Source organism: Blastococcus sp. TF02A-26, assembly GCF_003319125.1.
Lineage (GTDB): Bacteria > Actinomycetota > Actinomycetes > Mycobacteriales > Geodermatophilaceae > Trujillonella.
On the sequence record NZ_QOHG01000021.1, the window covers coordinates 34,276 to 48,521 of the forward strand.

The following is a 14,246-nucleotide window of genomic DNA, read 5'->3' on the forward strand; positions in this document are numbered from 1 at the left end:
ATGTCCCGCGTCCAGCTCGCCCTCAACGTCGACGACCTGGAGACGGCCGTCGCCTTCTACAGCAAGCTGCTCGGCGTCGAGCCGGCCAAGCGCAAGCCCGGCTACGCCAACTTCGCCGTCATCCAGCCGCCGCTGAAGCTGGTGCTGCTGGAGAACCCTGGCCAGGGCGGCAGCCTGAACCACCTCGGCGTCGAGGTCGAGTCCACCGAGAAGGTGCACTCCGAGATCACCCGACTGTCCGACGAGGGGTTGTTCACCGACGAGGAGATGGGCACCACCTGCTGCTTCGCCACCCAGGACAAGGTCTGGGTCACCGGTCCCGATGGAGAGCGCTGGGAGGTCTACACCGTGCTCGCCGACAGCGACAGCTTCGGGACCAGCCGGCGCACCCTCGTCGAGATCGACCAGGCGCCGGTCGGCGGGGCCTGCTGCGACGCGTCCTCGTCCGTCAGCCGCAGCTGACCGTCGCCGAGGCCGGCGCGGCCTCGACGGCCAGGACGTCGGCCGAGGGCGAGGGAGCGGCGGAGGTCTCGGGGGCCGGAGGCGCGGGCGGGGGCGGAGCCACCACGGACGCGTAGTTCGGTCCGACGACGAGCTGGACCCGGTCGCCGAGGGAGTCGTCGGCCTGCAGGACCGCCCCGGGGACCGCCTGGAGCACCGTCTGCGCCTGCGCGAGCGCCGCGGGGCCGTGCCGGACCACGGTGGCGTCCACCCCGCCGCGCTCGTTGCCGACCTCGCCGACGACGAAGCCCACCCCGCGCAGCGCGTCGGCGACGGTGCCGGCCAGGCCCGCCGTCCCGGTGCCGTTCAGGACGTCGACGGTGACCTCGGACGGCGTCGGCGCCGGTGCCGCGGGCGGCTCGGCCGGGGGCGCCGCCTCGACGGGAGCCGCAGGGGGCGCGGCCTCCGCGGGCAGCGCCTCCGCGGGGAGCTCACCCTCCTCGAGGACGGTCTCGAAGAGGATGCGGGTGGCGGTGCGGTCCAGCAGCACGTAGGCCTCGTCCCGGCCGACGGGCACGTAGCCGACCTGGGTGACCGGCAGCGCGGTCCGCTGGACGGAGTCCCCCGAGAGGTCGCCCAGGGTGGCGGCCAGGGTGCGCAGGTCACCGAGGTTCGTCGCCTCGTCGACGGTGAGCGCGTCGGCGGCGGTGGTGAGGAACGACGTCAGGCGAACCGGGTTGCCGAGCACGTCGAACGACATCGCCTCGCGCAGCGTCGAGGTGAGCAGGACCTGGGCCCGCTCGGCGACGGCGGTGCCGTTCACGTCGGCCGCGGGGTCGCCGGGGGCCAGCCAGCCCGCCGCCCGCTCGCCGTCGAGGTCGGAGGCGCCGGCCGGCAGGGGCTCCGCGGCCGCGGCCCAGGCGTCGGTGACGCTGGGCAGGCAGATCGGGATGCCGCCGAGGGAGTCGACCATGTCCGGCAGGCGGGCGAGGTCGACCCCGAGGTAGTGGTCGACCCGCAGTCCGGACAGCTGCTGCACCGCGCGGACCAGGCAGGCCGGGCCGCCGTCGAGCAGCGCCTCGCCGAGGGCCTCCGTGGCGGGCTCGCGGACGTCGCCGTCGGACGTGCGGCACGAGGGCGTGTCGACCAGGGCCGTGGGCGGCAGGCTGACCAGGACGGCGGACTCCTCGTCCGGCGCGACGCGGGCCAGCAGGGCCGCGACGCCCGCCACGCCCTCCGCACCCGGGAGGCCGGTGCCGACGACGAGGTAGGTGGCCGCGCCCTCCTGCAGCTGCGGGGCCACGAGCTCCGGGCCGTCGACGGCCAGCGCCTCCACCCGCTCGATGCTGTTGTCGACGTAGACGTAGAGCCCCAGGTGGTAGGCGACGACGACGGCGATCAGCGCCGCGGCCGCCTGCGCCAGCCGGACCAGGCGGCGGCGGCCGGGCGAGCGCGCCGCCCGGCGGGCGGCCCGGGTCTCCTTGCGGGGCGGCCGGGGCGCCGCGGTCGCGCCGGAGCGCCCCGGGGCGTCGAGACCGGGGATGGGGGGCAGCGGTCTGCCGCGGCGATCGGCCGGCGGCCGGCCGGGCAGCGGCGGGACGGGCTGGCTGTGGCGCACGCCCGGGAGCGGGGGCACCGGTCCGCTGCGCTGGATCCCCGGTCCGCCGCCCGGCAGCGGCGGCACCGGCTGGCTGTACCGGACGCCCGGCGCGACGGGCGGGGCGGCCGGGAGGGGCCGGGGCGGCGACGACGGCGGGGCCGCGGCGGCCGGTCGCTGCGGCGTCGCGGCCGGCACCGGGGGCAGCCCGCGGGCGGGGGGCGGCGTGTCGTCGGCCCGCGGGGCGGCCGGTCGCGGTGCGGACGACGCCGCGGCCCGGTCGGCGGCAGGACGCCCGGCAGCGGCCGGCGGGACGGCGGGACGGGGACCGCGGTGCGCGGGCAGCGACTCGCCCGGCAGCAGCGGGATCGGCACCTCGCCGGTGCGGCGTGCGGCGCGACGGCCGCTCGGGCCGGCGCCCTGCCGCAGGATGAGCTGCTCGAGGGTCAGCGGCTCGCCGTCACGACCGGACGCGCCGTCGCCGGCGCCGCCCCCCGCTCGCGAGTCCCCCACCGCGTCGACATCCCATCGTCGTGGTCCGTGCCGTTCCTCTACCCGCGTGCACGCGGGTAGACCGCACACGCTTCGGAGGCGGTCCCTCACGATACGTCCCCGCGGCCCTCCGGACGGGTGACGCGCGGAGATCGTCCGGCGTCGGTCGGATCACGGACGTAGCGTCGAGAGGTGCGCCTCCCCTCGATCCCCGGCCCCTCCGACGTCCTCGCCGCCGTGGACGGCCTCCGCGAGGGGCTGTCCGAGGCGGTCGCCCTGGTGCCCCGGGTGGTGAGCGCCGTCGGCCGGATCGAGGGCCTGCTCGACCGCGTGGGGGCGGTCGTCACCACCGCGGAGGGGCTGCTCGCGCGGGTGGAGAACGCGGTGGGCGACCTCGAGGCCACCCGGCGCCGGGCCGACGAGACGATCACCCGGGCCGGCGGGACGCTGGAGGAGGCCGACGAGGCGATCACCGCCGTCGGCGAGACCCAGCGCAAGGCCGACGAGGCGATCGAGCGGGTCGGGGAGACACAGCAGAAGGCCGACGACGCCATCGACCGGGTGGGCGAGACCCAGCAGAAGGCCGACGACGCCATCGACCGGGTGGGCGAGACCCAGCAGAAGGCCGACGACGCCATCGAGCGGGTCGGCGAGACCCAGCAGAAGGCGGACGACGCGATCGGCGCCGTCGGGGAGACGCAGCAGAAGGCCGACGACGCCATCGACGCCGTGGGCGGCACGATCGGCCGGGCCGAGGGGACCGTCGGTCAGGCCGAGGGCCTCGTCGCCCGTGTCGACCCGCTGCTGGCCGGCTTCGAGGGGCCGCTGCAGCAGCTGGTGCCGGTCGTCAGGCGGCTGGCCGAGACCATGGCGCCGGACGAGATCGAGGCGATGGTCACGATGATCGACCGGCTGCCCACCCTCCTGGGCCACCTGGACGACGACGTGCTGCCGGTGCTGAAGTCCCTGGACGGGGTCGGACCGGACGTGCACGACCTGGTCGACACGATGCAGGACCTGCGTCAGGTGGTGAAGGGCTTCCCCGGCTCGAAGTTGTTCCGCCGCCGGGGCGCGGAGGAGATCGCCGAGGACGAGCAGGAGGAGCAGGCCGGCTCCTGAGCCGGCCCGCTCCTCCCGGACAGCGTCAGGTCTCGGTCGGGTAGCCCAGCGCGCGGACGACGTCGCCGATCCGCTCGAAGGTCTGGCCCTCGGGCAGCCGGCGCAGCTCGTCGACGACGGCGTCGGTGGCCCGGTGGTCGAGGGCCGCCTCGACCAGCGCGGGGCCGTCGGCCGGGAAGTCCGCGCGGTCGAGCCAGCGGGCCAGCTCGGCGCGGGCCACCACGGCGTCCTCGGTCATGCCGACGGGCACTCCGCCGACGAGCGTGCCGGCCGGGTCGGTGGTGAGGTCGGGTTCCCCCTCGGCCACGGGCTCGGTCTCGCGCCACTCGTGGGAGCGGGTGGCGTGCTCGGCCTTGAGCATCCCCTGGATCTCGTGCTCGAGCTCCTGGTCCAGGCGCGGGTTGTGCTTCGTGCTGCGTGATGACACGCCGGCGAACTGGTCGTCGGACTCGCTCACGGTTGCCTCCTGTGTTCTGGGTGGTGCGGTGGATCCGGGGTCACTCCTTCTTCAGCGCCGACGGCTTGTGCACCGCGGTGCCGCCGCTCTTGTCGCTCTTCACCTCGTACTGGGGCTCGTCGGGGCTGGCCTTGACCGTCCGGCCGGCCGCCTCCGTGTCCTCGGTGATCTTCTTCCGGACGGTGCCCTCGGCCTCGCCGCCGTGGCTCTTCCACGTGACGTGGTCGCCCTTGCTCAGCTCGTCCGCCATGCCGTCGTCCTCCCGTGGTCGGGCGCCGTCGCGTCCGTCCTCCGCTGCCTGCCCCCGGAACCGGCGCGACACACATCACCCGCGCGGGCAGGAGGTTCACTCCTGCGGGCGCTGCATCCGCGGTCGCGGTCACCTAGCGTGGTGTCCGACGCGGGAGTGCCCCGGGAGTTGCCAGGTCGGAGACCGGTCGGCGACTACCGACCGTGACACCCGCGTCCTCGATCGCCGGCCCGGTCGACTCCATTCCCCCGGGGTCGGCCGGGTCGGCCCCTCGTGGGCTCCTCGTTGGCCCCTCGTGGGCCCTGGACACCCGGGCTGCCTACCCTCGGCCGCGTGACCGCTCCCGACGGCCTGCGCGAGGTCGACGTCCTCACCGTCGTCTCGGTCGCCGCCGTGACGCCCACCGTCCGCCGTGTGACGCTCACCGGGACGGCGGAGGCGGTCGCCGCCGCGGGGCCGACGGTCAACCTGCTGGTGCCGCGGGTCGGCGATCCCGCGCCGCGGTGGCCGCAGGTGGCGCGCGACGGTCGGGTCGTCTGGCCGATCGGCGCGCACGGGATCGCCCTGCGCAGCTACACCGCCCGCCGGCAGGACCCCGAGCGCGGCGAGGTCGAGATCGACTTCGTGCTCCACGGGGACGGTCCGGCGGCGGCCTGGGCCGCGGCTGCGGAGCCCGGCGCCGTGCTGGGCGTCGCGGGGAGTGGCGACCTGGCGCTGCGGCCGGCCTCCTGGCTGCTCCTCGTCGGCGACGAGACCTCGCTGCCGGCGATCAACCGGATCCTCGCCGAGGCGGAGCCGACCACCGGCGGACTGGCGCTCCTCGAGGTGGCCGGGCCGGAGGAGGAGCAGCCGCTGGCCGCGCCGGCGGGCGTGACGGTCCGCTGGCTGCACCGTGGCGGGACCCCGCCCGGCGAGAGCACGCTGCTCGTCGACGCGGTCGCCGCACTGGACCCTCCCGGTGGCGACGTCTTCGCCTGGGTGGGCGCGGAGTCCGCCGCCGTCCGGACGATCCGGACCGATCTCCGCTCGCGCTGGGGGCTGGGCCGCTCCGGCCACCACGCGATCGGCTACTGGCGCCGCGGCCGCGCGATGTCCCCCGCCGGGTGAGGGCGGGCGTACAGACACTTCACAGGTAGCGTCCAGTCCGACCGCAGCCGTCGACCGGAACCTGGGGCCATGACGGCATCGGTGCGTTCTGCGGGAGGGTTGGTGCAGGGGACCCGGGATCCGGGCGGTTCCGCCGGGCGGGCGCCGGAGGCGCGCCTGCTCGTGGTGGACGACGAGCCCAACATCCGCGAGCTGCTGTCGGCGAGCCTCCGCTACGCCGGCTTCGAGGTGGCGACGGCGGCGGACGGCCAGCAGGCCCTGGCGATGGCCGCCTCGTTCCGCCCCGACCTGCTCGTCCTGGACGTGATGATGCCGGGGCTCGACGGCTTCGGCGTGGTGCGCCGGCTGCGGGAGACCGGCCGGCACACCCCGGTGCTCTTCCTCACCGCCCGGGACGCCGCCGAGGACAAGATCTCCGGCCTGACGCTCGGCGGGGACGACTACGTCACCAAGCCGTTCAGCCTCGACGAGGTGATCGCCCGCATCCGGGCGGTGCTGCGCCGGACGAGCGCGGCCGCCCAGCGCGGCGCGGAGGCGCCCCGGTTGACCTTCGCCGACATCGAGCTGGACGAGGAGTCCCACGAGGTGCTGAAGGCCGGCACCCTGATCAGCCTGTCCCCCACCGAGTTCAAGCTGCTGCGCTACCTCATGGCCAACGCCGGACGGGTGCTGTCCAAGGCGCAGATCCTCGACCACGTCTGGAACTACGACTTCAACGGCGAGGCGAACGTCGTCGAGTCCTACATCTCCTACCTGCGGCGCAAGGTCGACACGACCGAGCCGCGGCTGCTGCACACCATCCGCGGGGTCGGGTACACGCTGCGGCTGCCGCGGGGCACATGACGCCTCCGGTTCCCGCGCCCCGCGGCCCCCGGGTCCCGCTCCGGGTCACGCTCGTCGCCCTGCTCGTCGCCCTCGTGGCGTTCGCCCTGCTCGCCACCGGCTTCGCGGCGACGTCCCTGCTGCGGGGCTACCTGCTGGACCAGCAGGACGAGGAGCTCCAGGCCAACATCCAGGCACAGCGGCCGACCCTGGTCCGCCTCTGCATCGAGCCCGGCTACCCGCAGCCCACGCCCTTCTACGTCGCCTGCCTCACGCCCGACAGCGACGAGCCGGTGGTGCTCGGCGAGCCGCAGGGACCGGACGGTGACGAGCTGCCGGAGCTCAGCGCGCGGGAGGTCGACCAGCTGCGCGAGCACTCCCGGCCGATCAGCGTCTGGGCGGACGGCGAGCAGTGGCGGATGGCTGCCGGTGAGCTGCCCGGCGGCTACACGCTCGTGGTCGGCTCGGACCTCGAGGGGGACCGGAAGGCGATCGCCCGGCTGGTCCGCATCGAGGTCGTCGTCGGCCTGATCGTGCTGACGGTGCTGGGGGTCGCGGGGTACGTGCTCGTGCGCAACAGCCTGCGGCCGCTGGAGGAGGTCGGGGACACCGCGCGCGCCATCGCCGCCGGCGACCTCTCCCGGCGGGTGCCCGCCGGTGACGGGCGCACCGAGGTCGGCCGGCTCTCCGCAGCGCTCAACGGGATGCTGGCGCGGATCGAGAGCGCCTTCTCCGCCCAGCGCGCCTCGGAGGAGCAGGCCCGGGCCTCCGAGGGCCGGATGCGCCGGTTCGTCGCCGACGCCAGCCACGAGCTGCGCACCCCGCTGACGTCGATCCGCGGCTTCGCCGAGCTCTACCGGCAGGGAGCGGTGCGCGACCCCGAGGACGTCGCCCGGCTCATGCAGCGCATCGAGGCCGAGGGCGGCCGGATGGGGCTGCTCGTGGAGGACCTCCTGCAGCTGGCCCGCCTCGACCAGCAGCGGCCGCTGGCCGTGACCCCGGTCGACCTCGCCGAGGTGGCCGGCGACGTCGTCCACGACGCCCGTGCGCTGCAGCCCGACCGCCCGGTGGAGCTCGTCGTCGACCCGGCGATGACCGAGCTGCCGGTCGTGCTCGGCGACGAGGCCCGGCTGCGGCAGGTCCTCGGCAACCTCGTCACCAACGCGCTCGTGCACACCCCCGCCGACGCCCGGGTGACCGTGACCCTGGCCGAGGAGCCGGCGCCCCCCGGCGCCGAGGAGGACGGCGGCACGGTCGTGGTCCGGGTCGCCGACGAGGGCCCGGGAATGACCCCCGAGGACGCCGCCCGCGTGTTCGAGCGCTTCTACCGGGCCGATCCCAGCCGGCACCGCGCGGCCGGTGGCACCGGCCTGGGGCTCGCGATCGTCTCCTCGCTGGTGGCCGCGCACGGCGGGACGGTCCGGCTCGACACCGCGCCGGGCCAGGGCGCCGTCTTCACGGTGAGACTGCCCCGCAGCGGCCCGCCGGAGCAGGCCGGGGTGCCCGGCTGAGGACGCCGTCCCCCTGGTTACCGTCCGGTACGTGGAGACGCACGACGGACCGCCCTACGACGCCGAGCTGATGGCGGCCGTCACCGAGCTCGGCGACGCCCTGCGGGGGCTGGTCGACGCCTCGGTGCGGACCGCCGTCCCCGCGGAGGACCTCCGGGCGGCCGCCGCCGGCGCGCGGGAGCTCACCACCCGGCTGGCCGCGGCGCAGCGGCCGGCCGGCCAGCTGTCCCCGCTCGACGACGTCCCGGCGTTCCGCCGGGTCTACAGCCCGGTCAGCGGGGTCGGCAGCGCCCTCGCTCCGCCCGTGGTCCTGCGCGAGGCCGACGGCGCCGTGGTCGGCGAGGCCACGTTCGGGCTGGCCTACGAGGGCCCGCCCGGCTTCCTGCACGGCGGGATGACCGGCCTGGTGATGGACCAGGTCCTCGGAGCGGCCGCGATCCACGCGGGCCTGTGGGGGATGACCGTCCGCCTCGAGGTGGACTACCGCGGGCCGATCCCGCTGGACACGCGCGTCGTGCTGAACGGCCGGGTCACGGAGGCAGCGGGGCGCAAGACCGTGGTCACCGGCTCGATCGCCCTGGCCTCGGATCCCGACCGCGCGCTGATCGAGGCCCGCGGCGTCTTCGTCACGCCCCGCGCCGAGCAGATGGCGAGCTACTTCTCGACGGTGACCGACGCCTCCGGTCGGCCGTCGCCGCCCGGCCGGCCCACCGACGCGACCGCCCCCCTGCCGGCGGACCGGCCGTGACCGACGTCGAGATCGCCGTCGAGGCCGCCCGGGCCGCCGCCACCGTCCTGCTGGAGCTGCGCGCGGGCGGGCTGACCGGCCGCGAGCTCGGGGACGCCGGGGACGCCGCGGCCCAGCGGGCCATCGCCGCGGTGCTGGCGCAGCGGTGCCCCGAGGACGCGGTCTTCAGCGAGGAGGCGGCCGACGACGCGCGCCGGCTCACCGCCGAGCGGGTCTGGATCGTCGACCCGCTGGACGGCACCCGCGAGTACGGCGAGCCCGGCCGCGGCGACTGGGCGGTGCACGTGGCGCTGTGGGCCGGCGGCGACCTCGCCGCGGCCGCCGTCGCCCTCCCCGGCGTCGGCGAGGTGCTGGTCACCGACCCGCCGCCGGCGGTGCCGGACGTCCAGGGCCGCCGTCCCCGCATCGCGGTCAGCCGCAGCCGCCCGCCGGCGGTGGCCACCGCCGCGGCCGACGCCGTCGGGGGTGAGCTCGTGCCGATGGGGTCGGCCGGCTACAAGGTGACCGCCGTGGTCCGGGGCGAGGCCGACGCCTACGTGCACGCCGGCGGCCAGTACCAGTGGGACTCCGCCGCGCCCGTGGCGATCGCCCTGGCGGCCGGGCTGCACGCCAGCCGCCTGGACGGCTCGCCGCTGCGCTACAACGAGCCCGACCCGTGGCTGCCGGACCTGCTGGTCTGCCGCCCGGAGCTGTCCTCGGCCCTCCTGGCCGCCGTCGGCTGAACACCATGCCGGACACTGGAGCGGGAATCCCTCCCGAACCGGTGCGGTTGGTGCTGGCACGAGAGGTGTCCCCGCGCACCGCCGCCCGTGTTCCCCCGGCTCCGGAGAAATCGTTCGTGACGAGTCCTGATTACCGGCTGACGCAGCTGGAGACGCTGGAGGCCGAGTCCATCCACGTCATCCGCGAGGTCGCCGCCGAGCTCGAGCGGCCGGTGCTGCTGTTCTCCGGCGGCAAGGACTCGATCGTGATGCTGGAGCTGGCCCGGAAGGCGTTCGCCCCGGCGCGGATCCCGTTCCCGGTCATGCACGTCGACACCGGCCTGAACTTCCCCGAGGTCCTGGAGTTCCGGGACAAGCGGGTCGCCGAGCTCGGCGTGGAGCTGGTGGTCGCCTCCGTGCCCGCCGCGATCGCCGCCGGCACGGTCAAGGAGGAGCCCAACGGCTCCCGCAACCGGATCCAGACCCCGGTGCTGCTCGACGCGGTCGAGGAGCACGGCTTCACCGCGCTGTTCGGCGGCGCCCGGCGCGACGAGGACAAGGCGCGCGCGAAGGAGCGGCTGTTCTCCTTCCGCGACGAGTTCGGCCAGTGGGACCCGAAGAACCAGCGCCCGGAGCTGTGGGACCTCTACAACGGCCGCATCCACCTGGGCGAGTCGATCCGCGTCTTCCCGCTGTCGAACTGGACCGAGCTCGACATCTGGCAGTACATCGCGCGGGAGAACATCGCCATCCCGCCGCTGTACCTCGCGCAGGAGCGGGAGGTCGTGGAGCGGCAGGGGATGCTCTACGCGGTCAACGAGTTCATCCGCCCGCGCGACGGCGAGCAGGTGGTCCGCGAGACGGTCCGCTACCGCACCGTCGGCGACGCGAACCTGACCGCCGCCGTGCGCTCGCAGGCCACCACGGTCGAGGAGGTCATCGCCGAGATCGCGGTGACCCGGATGACCGAGCGCGGCGCCACCCGTGGCGACGACAAGGTCAGCGACGCGGCCATGGAGGACCGGAAGAAGGAGGGCTACTTCTGATGGCCGCTCAGCCTGGGGCCGCCCAGCCCGGTACCCACCTCGGCGAGAACGCCGTCGACGTCCACTCCCCGGTGGCCGAGCACGCCGCCGAGATCGCCACCGCCCGCAGGGACATCCTGCGGATCGCCACCGCCGGCTCGGTGGACGACGGCAAGAGCACCCTCATCGGGCGCCTGCTCTACGACAGCAAGGCCGTCTTCGAGGACCAGTACGAGGCGGTGGCCCGGGCCAGCAAGGGCGACTTCGTCGACCTGGCGCTGCTCACCGACGGCCTGCGAGCCGAGCGCGAGCAGGGCATCACGATCGACGTCGCCTACCGGTACTTCAGCACCCCGCGGCGGACGTTCATCCTCGCCGACACCCCCGGGCACGTGCAGTACACGCGGAACATGGTCACCGGCGCCTCGACCGCCGACCTCGCGATCGTGCTGGTCGACGCGCGCAAGGGACTGCTGGAGCAGAGCCGCCGCCACGCCTTCCTCGCCTCGCTGCTGCGGGTGCCGCACCTCGTCGTCGCGGTCAACAAGATGGACCTGGTCGGTTGGTCGGAGGAGACCTTCGAGGCGATCAGCGACGAGTTCAGCGCGTTCGCCGCGAAGCTGTCGGTGCCCGACCTGACCGTCGTCCCCATCTCGGCGCTGCACGGCGACAACGTCGTCACCCACTCGCCGAACACGCCCTGGTACGAGGGCCCCACGCTGCTGCACCACCTCGAGCACGTGCACGTGGCCGGCGACCGGAACCTCACCGACCCGCGGTTCCCCGTGCAGTACGTCATCCGGCCCCAGATCCACGGCTCCGGGGATGCGCACTTCCACGACTACCGCGGCTACGCCGGAACGGTCTCCAGCGGGGTCCTGCGGGTCGGCGACGAGGTGCAGGTGCTGCCCAGCGGCCTGACCACGACCATCGCCGGCATCGACGGCCCGCGCGGGCCGGTCGAGGAGGCGTTCGCGCCGATGTCGGTCACCGTCCGGCTGGCCGACGACCTCGACGTCTCCCGTGGCGACCTGATCTGCCGGCCGACCAACGCCCCGCAGGTCACCCAGGACCTCGACGCGCTCGTGTGCTGGATGGCCGACGAGCCGCTGCGCCCGCGGCAGCGCCTGGCGGTCAAGCACACCACCCGCACGGTGCGGGCGATGGTCAAGGACGTCGCGTACCGGCTGGACGTGAACAGCCTGCACCGCGAGCCGGAGGTCGCCGAGCTCGGGCTCAACGACATCGGCCGGGTCGTGCTGCGCACCACGCAGCCGCTGTTCGTCGACGACTACCTGCGCAACCGCGTGACCGGCCGCTTCATCCTCGTCGACGAGGCCACCAACGCCACCGTCGGCGCGGGGATGCTGACCCCGGCGGGATGACGCGCGCACGCCTGAGCGCGTGGCTGCTCGTCGCCGCGATCGTCGCGGTGGCGCTGAACCAGCGGCCGGCGATCGTGGCGGTGGCGCCGCTGCTCGAGGACCTGCGGGCCGACACCGGGCTCTCCTCGGCCATGGGCGGCCTGCTGACCACCGTGCCGGTGCTCTGCTTCGGGGCCTTCGCGCCGGTCGCGCCGCGGCTGGCCCAGCGGATCGGCCTGGAGACGGCGGTCGCGGCCTCGCTGCTGCTGCTCGCCGGCGGCATCGCGTTGCGCCTGCTCTCCCCCGTCGCGCTGCTCTACGCCGGGAGCCTGCTGGCCGGTGCGGCGATCGCGCTGGCCAACGTGCTGCTCCCCGCCTACGTCAAGCGTGAGTTCGCCCGGCCCGGCGCCGTGATGGGCGCCTACTCCGCGGCGCTCAACATCGGGGCGGCCACCGGCGCCGCGCTCACGCTGCCGCTGGCCGACGCCCTGGACGTCGGCTGGCGCACTGGGCTGGGGCTGTGGCTGTTCGTCGCCCTCGGCGCCCTGGTCCTCTGGCTGCCGGTCGCCGGGACCGGCCGCGCCGAACGGCGGGCGGCGAACCCCGTCCCCGGCGGTTCCTGGTCGCTGCTGCGGTTGCCGCTGGCCCGGCGGGTCTGCCTCTTCCTGTCCATGAACAGCGTGCAGTTCTACTCGGTCTCGGCCTGGCTGCCGACGCTGCTCGCCGACGCCGGGGTACCCCGCGGCGACGGCGGGCTGCTGCTGGGGCTGTCCAACGTCGTCGGGGCGGCGGGCGCGCTCCTCGCCCCGGCCCAGGCGGGCCGGATGCGCGGGCAGCGGCCGCTCGTGGCGGCGGTCGTGGCCGCCTACGCCGTCGGCCTGGCCGGGCTGCTGCTCTCGCCCGACGCCGGGACCGTCGTCTGGGTGTGCGCCTGGGGCGTGGCCCAGGGAGCGGGCTTCGCCGTGGCGCTCACACTCATCGTGCTGCGCAGCCCCACCCCGCTGGTGGCGGCACGGCTCGGCGGGGTGGCGCAGTGCGTCGGCTACCTCGTCGCGGCGTCGGGCCCGCTGCTGCTCGGCGCGGTGCACGACCTGACCTCCGGGTGGACGTGGCCGCTGCTCCTGCTGATCGCCGCCCTCGTCCCGATGGCGTGGGCCGGGTGGGGTGCCGCACGCGACGTCGTCCTCCCCGCCCCCGAGCAGGCTCCCGAGCCGGCGTCCGCCGCCCCGCTCAGCCGAGGCTGACCGGCAGCACCTCGAAGCCGCGCAGCGTCCGCAGGTCGCGGCGCACCGGCCGGCCGGCCACCCGCAGCCGGGGGAAGCGCTCGGACAGGACCCGCAGCGCCACCTCCGCCTCCAGCCGGGCCAGGCCCGCGCCCACGCAGTAGTGCACGCCCGCCGAGAAGGCCAGGTGCTCGCGGGCGTTGGCGCGGGTGACGTCGAAGCGGGCCGGGTCGGGGAACACGCCGGGGTCGCGGTTGGCGGCGCCGAGCAGCACCGTGACCCGCGTCCCGGGCGGCAGCCGGCGACCGGCGACCTCGACCCCGGCGCGCGCGGTGCGGCCGGTGAGCTGCACCGGGCTGTCCCAGCGCAACGCCTCCTCCACCGCGTTCGCCCAGCCCGACGGCTCGGCGCGCAGCGCGTCCCACTGGTCGCGGTGGGCGTCCAGGGCGACGACGGCGTTGCCGATCAGGTTGACGGTGGTCTCGAACCCGGCGCCGAGCAGCAGCATCACGGTGGCGTGCAGCTCGCGCTCGGTGAGTGCCTCCTCGCCGGGCAGGCCCACCAGCCGGCTGACGAGGTCGTCGCCGGGATCGCGCCGCAGCCGGTCGAAGTGCTGGCGGAGGAAGCCGTGCATGGCGCGCAGCCCACGCTCGGCGGCCAGGTAGCGGCGGAGAGGTAGCCCGGCGTCCAGCGTCGCCGCGGCGGCGGCACCCCACCGCAGGAAGTCCGCCCGCCGGTCTGTGGGGACGCCGAGCAGCTCGGCGATGACCAGGACCGGCAGCTGGGCGGCGAAGCCGTCGACGAGGTCCACCGGGCCCTGGGCGCCGGCCAGGTCGTCGAGCAGCGCGTCGGCGGTGCGCTGGATCATCGGCTCGAACGCGGCGGTGGCCCGCGGGGTGAAGGCCCGGCTCACCAGCCGCCGGTAGCGGGTGTGGTCGGGCGGGTCGACGACCAGCATCGAGGGCCGCTCCGCCACGCCGCTGGCGTCGAGCTCGTCACCGAAGCGCAGCACGCGGCCGATCCGCCCGGGCACACGGGCGAGGTCGAAGCCGACGCCGAAGCGGTCGGACCGCAGCACGTCCTGCACCACGGCGTGGGAGGTGCTGACCAGACCCAGCGCGCTGGGCGTCAGCGGGCCGGCCGCGCGGAGCTGCTCGTACAGCGCGTACGGCTGCTGCCGGAGGTCCGGGTCGCGCATCAGCCGGGCGACCGGATCGCCCTGGCGCGCGGCGCGGGCGAGGTAGCGGGCCGGCAGCGCGTGGCGGACGGCGTAGCGGGCGGCGGTCCGCGCGGGACGCAGCAGCGGGGAGGGCGACGGCTCGCGGACCGGTGCCGTCTGGTCGAGGTCGGTCGTCGGCGAGCCCATGAGCGGAGTCTCCCAGCGACCGC

At 75.6% G+C, this 14,246-nt stretch carries 14 protein-coding genes; 10 read left to right on the plus strand and 4 right to left on the minus strand.

The genetic code is table 11. From position 1 onward, the window contains the following. Positions 1-462 carry an ArsI/CadI family heavy metal resistance metalloenzyme gene (locus tag DQ240_RS19630; protein ID WP_113841399.1) on the plus strand — a complete coding sequence of 154 codons (462 nt, stop codon included), beginning with the start codon at positions 1-3 and terminating at the stop codon, positions 460-462. Here DQ240_RS19630 and DQ240_RS19635 read toward each other — a convergent pair. After that, complete coding sequence (locus tag DQ240_RS19635) at positions 449-2,551, minus strand: LCP family protein (RefSeq protein ID WP_113841400.1); 2,103 nt, start codon at positions 2,549-2,551, stop codon at positions 449-451. The two genes, DQ240_RS19630 and DQ240_RS19635, sit on opposite strands and share 14 nt — an antisense overlap. 171 nt (positions 2,552-2,722) lie before the next feature. Between DQ240_RS19635 and DQ240_RS19640 the strand changes: the two genes are divergently transcribed. Beyond that, entirely contained in the window at positions 2,723-3,649 is a 927-nt protein-coding gene (locus DQ240_RS19640; RefSeq protein ID WP_113841401.1) for a hypothetical protein, read from the plus strand. A 25-nt stretch (positions 3,650-3,674) separates the two neighbouring features. Here DQ240_RS19640 and DQ240_RS19645 read toward each other — a convergent pair whose 3' ends face one another. Continuing rightward, positions 3,675-4,106, minus strand: a complete 432-nt coding sequence (locus tag DQ240_RS19645; RefSeq protein WP_113841402.1) for a DUF2795 domain-containing protein — start codon at positions 4,104-4,106, stop codon at positions 3,675-3,677. Between the two features lie 40 nt (positions 4,107-4,146). Further along, positions 4,147-4,356, minus strand: a complete 210-nt coding sequence (locus DQ240_RS19650; RefSeq protein WP_113841439.1) for a DUF2945 domain-containing protein — start codon at positions 4,354-4,356, stop codon at positions 4,147-4,149. Positions 4,357-4,689: 333 nt separating this feature from the next. Here DQ240_RS19650 and DQ240_RS19655 point away from each other — a divergent pair, with 333 nt between their 5' ends. From DQ240_RS19655 to DQ240_RS19690, 8 genes are all read left to right on the plus strand, one after another. Further along, on the plus strand, positions 4,690-5,463 hold the full coding sequence (locus tag DQ240_RS19655; protein WP_233498837.1) for a siderophore-interacting protein: 774 nt from the start codon (positions 4,690-4,692) through the stop codon (positions 5,461-5,463). A 102-nt stretch (positions 5,464-5,565) separates the two neighbouring features. Next, complete coding sequence (locus DQ240_RS19660) at positions 5,566-6,306, plus strand: response regulator transcription factor (protein WP_113841403.1); 741 nt, start codon at positions 5,566-5,568, stop codon at positions 6,304-6,306. Beyond that, positions 6,303-7,796 (plus strand): cell wall metabolism sensor histidine kinase WalK, encoded by a 1,494-nt coding sequence (locus DQ240_RS19665; RefSeq protein ID WP_113841404.1) that lies wholly within the window; start codon positions 6,303-6,305, stop codon positions 7,794-7,796. The genes DQ240_RS19660 and DQ240_RS19665 overlap by 4 nt, the downstream gene beginning before the upstream one ends. Positions 7,797-7,827: 31 nt before the next feature. After that, a complete protein-coding gene (locus tag DQ240_RS19670) occupies positions 7,828-8,544 on the plus strand; it encodes a PaaI family thioesterase (protein WP_233498838.1) in 717 nt (238 codons plus the stop codon). Then, positions 8,541-9,266 carry an inositol monophosphatase family protein gene (locus DQ240_RS19675; RefSeq protein WP_113841405.1) on the plus strand — a complete coding sequence of 242 codons (726 nt, stop codon included), beginning with the start codon at positions 8,541-8,543 and terminating at the stop codon, positions 9,264-9,266. Before DQ240_RS19670 ends, DQ240_RS19675 begins: the two co-directional genes overlap by 4 nt. Before the next feature lie 116 nt (positions 9,267-9,382). Beyond that, positions 9,383-10,291, plus strand: coding sequence for a sulfate adenylyltransferase subunit CysD (cysD, locus tag DQ240_RS19680; protein WP_113841406.1), 909 nt, complete (start codon positions 9,383-9,385; stop codon positions 10,289-10,291). Further along, a complete protein-coding gene (locus tag DQ240_RS19685; RefSeq protein ID WP_113841407.1) occupies positions 10,291-11,655 on the plus strand; it encodes a sulfate adenylyltransferase subunit 1 in 1,365 nt (454 codons plus the stop codon). Before cysD ends, DQ240_RS19685 begins: the two co-directional genes overlap by 1 nt. After that, complete coding sequence (locus DQ240_RS19690; RefSeq protein WP_113841408.1) at positions 11,652-12,878, plus strand: MFS transporter; 1,227 nt, start codon at positions 11,652-11,654, stop codon at positions 12,876-12,878. The genes DQ240_RS19685 and DQ240_RS19690 overlap by 4 nt, the downstream gene beginning before the upstream one ends. Here the strand turns inward: DQ240_RS19690 and DQ240_RS19695 are convergent. Further along, positions 12,865-14,223, minus strand: a complete 1,359-nt coding sequence (locus DQ240_RS19695) for a cytochrome P450 (RefSeq protein WP_113841409.1) — start codon at positions 14,221-14,223, stop codon at positions 12,865-12,867. The two genes, DQ240_RS19690 and DQ240_RS19695, sit on opposite strands and share 14 nt — an antisense overlap. Between the last annotated feature and the right edge of the window lie 23 nt (positions 14,224-14,246).

What these genes read in the sequence shown, in the direction of transcription:
- DQ240_RS19630 (WP_113841399.1), top strand. Translation starts at nt 1, where the DNA reads ATGTCCCGCGTCCAGCTCGCCCTCAACGTCGACGACCTGGAGACGGCC.
- DQ240_RS19695 (WP_113841409.1), bottom strand. Translation starts at nt 14,223, where the DNA reads ATGGGCTCGCCGACGACCGACCTCGACCAGACGGCACCGGTCCGCGAG.
- DQ240_RS19690 (WP_113841408.1), top strand. Translation starts at nt 11,652, where the DNA reads ATGACGCGCGCACGCCTGAGCGCGTGGCTGCTCGTCGCCGCGATCGTC.
- DQ240_RS19665 (WP_113841404.1), top strand. Translation starts at nt 6,303, where the DNA reads ATGACGCCTCCGGTTCCCGCGCCCCGCGGCCCCCGGGTCCCGCTCCGG.
- DQ240_RS19650 (WP_113841439.1), bottom strand. Translation starts at nt 4,356, where the DNA reads ATGGCGGACGAGCTGAGCAAGGGCGACCACGTCACGTGGAAGAGCCAC.
- DQ240_RS19685 (WP_113841407.1), top strand. Translation starts at nt 10,291, where the DNA reads ATGGCCGCTCAGCCTGGGGCCGCCCAGCCCGGTACCCACCTCGGCGAG.